Consider the following 6,000-nt stretch of genomic DNA (forward strand, 5'->3'; position numbering starts at 1 on the left):
GCTGGCGGCCGCCGACGAGCCGTAACCTGCCGTCGTGATCGACCTGTTCAGCACGGCGGCCGGAGCGGCGGTGGTCTTCGCCGCGACCGACATCGACGACATCGTCATCCTGACCCTGTTCTTCGTCGCGGCCCGCACCACAGGTCGACCGCACACCTGGCAGATCGTCGCTGGTCAATACCTCGGAATCGGTGCGCTCGCGCTGGCGAGCGTGGTGGTCGCGGCCGGGCTCCTCGTGGTGCCGGATCCGTGGACGGGGCTTCTCGGCCTGCTACCGATCGCGCTTGGCGTACGCGCGCTGCGTCGCTCCGACGAGGACGAGCCCTCCACGGTCGTCACCGGCGCGCTCGGCGTGGCCGGGGTGACGATCGCGAACGGCGCCGACAACGTGGCCGTCTACGTCCCCGTCTTCCGAGCCCTCGGTGCCGCCGACAGCGCGGTGTTCCTCCTGGTCTTCGTGCTGCTCATCGCCCTGTGGTGTGCCGCCGCCGCCTGGCTGGGCAGGCACCCCCGGGTGGTCGCGTTGGTGGAACGCGCCGGCCACTGGCTGGTCCCGACCATCTTCATCGGCATCGGCGTGGTGATCCTGGTCAGCTCCGGCGTCCTCGGCCGACTTGTCGAGCTGCTCGGCTGACGACGCCGGGAACGCGCACGCCGTCGGCCGTCGGGCCCGCGGTCAGGCCAGCTCGACCAGTTCGAGCAGGTCGTCGCTCCAGGCGTCCTCGTCGCCGTCGGGCAGCAGGATCGCCCGGTCCGGCTTGAGCGCGAGGACGGCGCCCGGGTCGTGGGTGACCAGGACGATCGCACCGGGGTAGTTGGCGATCGCGTCGAGCACCTGCTCCCGACTGACCGGGTCGAGGTTGTTCGTCGGCTCGTCTAGCAACAGCACGTTGGCGCCGGAGCAGACCAGGGTGGAGAGAGCGAGCCTGGTCTTCTCACCGCCGGAGAGTACGCCGGCCGGCTTGTTCACGTCGTCGCCGGAGAAGAGGAACGCGCCCAGGATCTTGCGCAGGTCGGTGTCGGACTGCTCGACGGCGGCGGCCCGCATGTTCTCCAGGACGGTGCGCTCCACGTCAAGCGTCTCGTGCTCCTGGGCGTAGTAGCCCAGCCGCAGGCCGTGGCCGGCGTGCACCTCACCGGTGTCCGGGTTCAGCAGCCCGCCGAGCATCCGCAGCAGGGTCGTCTTGCCGGCGCCGTTGAGCCCGAGGATGGCCACCCGGGAGCCCCGGTCGACAGCCACGTTGACGTCCGTGAAGATCTCCAGAGACCCGTACGACTTGGAGAGGCCGGTCGCCGTGAGCGGCGTCTTGCCGCAGGGCGCGGGACTGGGGAAGCGCACCTTGGCCACCCGGTCGGCGACCCGCACCTCCTCCAGGCCGGAGATCAGCTTCTCGGCCCGGCGAGCCATGTTCTGCGCGGCGACGGTCTTGGTGGCCTTGGCCCGCATCTTGTCGGCCTGCGCCATCAGCGCGCCGGCCTTCTTCTCCGCGTTGGCCCGCTCCCGGCGACGACGCCGTTCGTCGGTCTCGCGCGCCTCCAGGTACGCCTTCCAGCCCAGGTTGTAGACGTCGACGACCGAGCGGGTGGCGTCGAGGAACCAGACCTTGTTGACCACCGACTCCAGCAGCGCGCCGTCGTGGGAGATCACGATCAGGCCGCCCTTGTGGTTGGCGAGGAAGCCGCGCAGCCAGGTGATCGAGTCGGCGTCGAGGTGGTTGGTCGGCTCGTCGAGCAGCAGGACGCCGCCGCCATTCTCACCCGCGTCGCGGAACAGGATCCGGGCCAACTCGATGCGCCGACGCTGACCACCGGAGAGGGTGCCGATGGTCTGCGCGAGCGCCCGGTCCGGTAGGCCGAGGTTGGCGCAGATCCGCGCGGCCTCGGCCTCGGCCGCGTACCCGCCCAGGGCGGCGAACTGGTCCTCGAGCGCGCCGTAGCGGCGGACCAGCTTGTCGGTGGCGTCCTCGGCGAGCTGGGCCTCGATCTCCTTCATCTGGGACATCAGCACGTCCAGCCCACGCGCCGACAGCACCCGGTCGCGGCCGGTGACCTCCAGGTCACCCGTGCGCGGGTCCTGCGGCAGGTAGCCGATGGCGCTGCGCTGGTCGATCTGACCGCCGTACGGCTGCCCCTCGCCGGCGAGCACCTTCAGCGTGGTGGTCTTGCCGGCGCCGTTGCGACCGACCAGGCCGATCCGGTCACCGGGCTGCACCCGCAGGGTGGTGTCGGACAGCAGGATCCGGGAACCGGCACGCAGTTCCAGGCCGGTGGCAGTGATCATGGTTGGGGGCTCGCTCTCGGGGTCGGAAGGCTGACTCGGGGCACGCGAAACGGCCGGCGGGCTCCAGGAGCCCGACGGCGCGGGGCGGTTCAGCCTTCGCAGCGCAGCACCCGACAAGTGTACCGGGCCCCGCCGAGCGGTCCGCCCGGATTACCAATCAAGATCATCGGGTACCGGAACGCCTGTCCGGACCCCGTCCGGCACACCACCAACGAAACGACACACAACAGACACTCACCGGCATACGGCGATCGGGGTCACCATGGAACTCAACGAGCGGGCCGAGCTCGACACCTCCCAGGCCAACGACCTGGGTCGGGGCGGCGGGTCGGGCGGCGGAATCGGCATCCCCATCCCCGGCGGCGGCGGCCGGGGCGGCATCATCGGCATCGTGGTGGCCGTGCTCATCGCCCTGCTCGGCGGCGGGTTCGGCCTCAACGCCATGACCAACGGCGACGAGGGCGGCCAGGCCGGGGGCGGCGACCTGGATCAGGCGTGCTCCACCGCCAACCCCGACCGTCTCGACGACGCGCGCTGCCGCAACCTGCTCTACGTCAACAGCATCCAGGCCTACTGGCAGACGGCGTACCCGGAGCTGGGCAACGGCAAGTACGAGCAGACCGACACCAACTTCTTCCAGTCCGCCGTCAACACCGGCTGCGGGCAGGCCGACTCGGGCGTCGGCCCGTTCTACTGCCCCGCCGACAAGCAGGTGTACATCGACCTGAGCTTCTACGACGAGCTGGCCTCCCGGTTCGGGGCGAAGGGCGAGTTCGCCCAGCCCTACGTGCTCGCCCACGAGTACGGACACCACATCCAGAACCTGCTCGGCACCAACGCGAAGGCCGGCCAGGGCGACCAGAGCGGCCCCCAGTCCGCCTCGGTCCGGCTGGAGTTGCAGGCCGACTGCTACGCCGGCGCCTGGGCCAAGCACGCCACCGAGAGCAAGGACAAGACCGGCCGGGAGCCGCTGTTCAAGTCCATCACCCAGACCGACATCAGCGAGGCCGTCCAGGCGGCCGAGGCGATCGGTGACGACAGCATCCAGGAGCGCTCCGGCGGCCGGGTCAACCCCGACCAGTTCACCCACGGCACGTCCGAGCAGCGCAAGCACTGGTTCTCCCAGGGCTACGACCGCGGTGACCCGAAGACCTGCGACACCTTCGGCACCGACCAGCTCTGACCCCGCCCCGACATCGTGGCAGGCCCTTCGCGGGGCCTGCCACGATCACTTTTCCCTGCTGCCGAAACTCCGCGGTCAGGTGAGCCGCGAGACCTGGTAGTGCCCGATGAGCCAGTCGTCGTCGACTCGCCGCACGAGCACGCCGAGGTTGACGCTCAGGGCCGGCCGGTCGGTGAAGCCGAACTCCACCTCCAGATACCCGAACACCACGTCGTCGGCGAAACGACGGATTTCCCGGATGTCGTACGCGGCGGTCAGCCCGAGCGGCTGGGAGGCGTAGTACGCGGCGACACCGGCGCGACCGACCGTGTACGGCTGCAACCCCTGAAAAACCGCGTCGTCGGTGAAACACGCCGCGACCCGATCGGGCTCATGGGCGTCGACAGCCGACTTCCAGCGGTCGAGGACGGTACGCAGGATCTGCGCCTCGGACATCATGGCCTCCCTACTGACGAACGTGCCTGACTGCGTGCCGGCGAACCGGCCCTGCGGCTCAGCGGGGCGGCTGACCCGGATCGTTCGGGTGCGGCGTCAACGGCGTCACGGTCTCGCGCCGCCAGGCACGCAGCGGCATCGACGCGAGCACGGCCTCCAGCTCATCGGCGTCGTGGGCCTGGAACAGCCCCCAGGTACGCCACTCCCCCGGTGCCAGCGGCGGCCGCCAGAGCCGCAGCAGGCTGCCCTGCGCCGTCAGCTCGGCCGAACGCGCCGCCTCTCGCGCGCGCATCTCGGCGACGCCGTCCTCCGAGGTGCCCTGCGGCACCGTCGTCACCATGTCAACCAGAAACTCCACAGGCCCATCCTCCGGCCACCGCGCCGGCAGCACGCCGGGAACCCCGTATTGCGTGGTGGTCGTCTCCCGCTTCGACCCCCACCAGCTGACGCCGAGGTCAGTCGGGGTCGCGCACCAGGATCCGTACCGACCGGGCCGCACCCACCGCCGCGACCAGCACCGCGTGCCGGGGTTCCGGCACGTCGAGCAACCGCTCCGCCCGTAACGGCACCAGCGGGGCCAACCGCCGGTCGGCAAGCACCCCGTCCACCGCCCGCCGATCACCACCGCACACCACTGCGGCGAGCGTCGCCGCCTCCGGCAACAGCAGGCGTACGGCCAGCTCCGCCGCATCACCGAGCGCCGCCTTCGCCTGGTTGTCGCGTCGGCGCGCGAACCGCTGCTGCGACCACCCCCCGGCGGCGGTGCGCCCCTGCACGTAACGGGTGTCCACCTTGGAGACCACCAGGTCGGCGCCGTCGGCCACCCCGACCGCCACCGCGCCCTTGCGGGCGAGCAGCAGGCCGAGCCGGCGAGGCAGGACAGCGGAGGCCACGAACCCGGCCACATCCCCGCCCGGCGGGGCCCCCGGCGGGGCGTACAGCTCAGCGGTCGCCCCGTCCGGGGCGGCGAGCAGCAGGCCGTACTCCCTCGCGGTGGTGGTCGGCGTGCCGTGCCGGCCGGCGAAGCCCTCCACCCAGCGGCCGACGCGGGCCGGGTCGACCTCGACCCACCGGCCTCCGCCGGCTGCGGGTCGACTGGTCACCGCCCGACCGTACGCCACGGCCCGGTGTGCCTGGTGCTCAGCCCGGCAGCAGCGCGAGCACCGCAAGCGCGGCGATCAGCCCGCTGGAGACCAGGCCGGTGACCAGCCGCCCGCGCGCACTGCTCAACGCCCGACCGACCACGGTGCCGCCACCGGCGATCAGCAACTGCCAGCTCGCCGACGCGAAAAACACACCCGCCACGAACAGTGCCGCCGGGAGCAGGCCCGCATCGGTGGTGTCCGGGCGCCCGAGCACCAACGCGACGAAGTAGAGGACCGTCGCCGGATTCAGCAGGGTCAACCCGAGCAGCGCCGCGTAGGCCCGCCCCGGAGTGCCAATGCCCCGGCCGGCCCGCGCCGCCGGCGTCGCCCGCGAACGGTGGGCAGCCCAGGTCCGCCAGAGGCCGTGCGCGGCGAGCCCCAGCAGCACCACGGCCGCCACCACCCGCAGCGGCCCGGCAACCGGCGCGACGATCCCGGCCAGGCTCGCGCCGCCAAGAGCGGCGACCGCCGCGTACAGGCCGTCGGCAGTCGCCACCGCGAGGGCCGCCGACGCGCCGACCCGGAACGAGGTACGGGCACTGAGGCCCAGAATGAGGATCGCGATCGCGCCGACCGGGATGGCGACACCGTAACCGGCCACCAGGCCGGCGAGGAACGCCCCACTCATGGTCGTGGGTGGCGGATCGAGGCTCGCCCAGGAACCGGCCGCTGTCGACGCACGGCAGTCGCCGCACGGACAAGGACCTGCATCGGGTACGCCTCATTCACACAGGCATCCTGCGGGCCAAGCCCCACCCCCCGCCACCAATTTTCGCCCCACGCCCACGCCCCACGGGCAGGCCGCAGGGACGGGCGGCGCCAAGATCGTGCTCGAACCAGGATGTAGTGGCCTCGGGCGCTCTTGGGTTCAAGTGGTTGTTGCAACGGGGTGGATTCTCGTCAGGATGAGGAGTCATGCCGGGGCAGAGGTTGTCGTCCGCGGAGCGGGCGCAGAT

7 protein-coding genes are annotated in these 6,000 nt (G+C 71.6%); 2 read left to right on the plus strand and 5 right to left on the minus strand.

Features of this window, described 5'->3' with window-relative positions; translation table 11 throughout:
• Nucleotides 1–34 precede the first annotated feature (34 nt).
• On the plus strand, nucleotides 35–634 hold the full coding sequence (locus AB0C15_RS24325) for a cadmium resistance transporter (RefSeq protein ID WP_357355465.1): 600 nt from the start codon (nucleotides 35–37) through the stop codon (nucleotides 632–634).
• A gap of 42 nt (nucleotides 635–676) precedes the next feature.
• Here the strand turns inward: AB0C15_RS24325 and AB0C15_RS24330 are convergent, their stop codons facing one another.
• Nucleotides 677–2,281, minus strand: coding sequence for an ABC-F family ATP-binding cassette domain-containing protein (locus tag AB0C15_RS24330; RefSeq protein ID WP_357355467.1), 1,605 nt, complete (start codon nucleotides 2,279–2,281; stop codon nucleotides 677–679).
• A 262-nt stretch (nucleotides 2,282–2,543) separates the two neighbouring features.
• Here AB0C15_RS24330 and AB0C15_RS24335 point away from each other — a divergent pair, with 262 nt between their 5' ends.
• Nucleotides 2,544–3,464 (plus strand): neutral zinc metallopeptidase, encoded by a 921-nt coding sequence (locus AB0C15_RS24335; RefSeq protein ID WP_357355469.1) that lies wholly within the window; start codon nucleotides 2,544–2,546, stop codon nucleotides 3,462–3,464.
• Nucleotides 3,465–3,539: 75 nt separating this feature from the next.
• Here the strand turns inward: AB0C15_RS24335 and AB0C15_RS24340 are convergent, their stop codons facing one another.
• From AB0C15_RS24340 to AB0C15_RS24355, 4 genes are all read right to left on the minus strand, one after another.
• Nucleotides 3,540–3,899: an SgcJ/EcaC family oxidoreductase gene (locus AB0C15_RS24340; protein WP_357355471.1), complete on the minus strand. Its 360-nt coding sequence runs from the start codon at nucleotides 3,897–3,899 to the stop codon at nucleotides 3,540–3,542.
• Between the two features lie 58 nt (nucleotides 3,900–3,957).
• Entirely contained in the window at nucleotides 3,958–4,257 is a 300-nt protein-coding gene (locus AB0C15_RS24345; RefSeq protein ID WP_357355473.1) for a muconolactone Delta-isomerase family protein, read from the minus strand.
• 97 nt (nucleotides 4,258–4,354) lie between these two features.
• A complete protein-coding gene (locus AB0C15_RS24350; RefSeq protein WP_357355475.1) occupies nucleotides 4,355–5,002 on the minus strand; it encodes an acVLRF1 family peptidyl-tRNA hydrolase in 648 nt (215 codons plus the stop codon).
• Nucleotides 5,003–5,039: 37 nt separating this feature from the next.
• Nucleotides 5,040–5,672, minus strand: a complete 633-nt coding sequence (locus AB0C15_RS24355) for a LysE family transporter (RefSeq protein WP_357355477.1) — start codon at nucleotides 5,670–5,672, stop codon at nucleotides 5,040–5,042.
• Nucleotides 5,673–6,000: the final 328 nt, after the last annotated feature.

This window comes from Micromonospora sp. NPDC048835, from assembly GCF_040649995.1.
In the GTDB taxonomy this organism is placed as follows: Bacteria; Actinomycetota; Actinomycetes; order Mycobacteriales; family Micromonosporaceae; genus Micromonospora.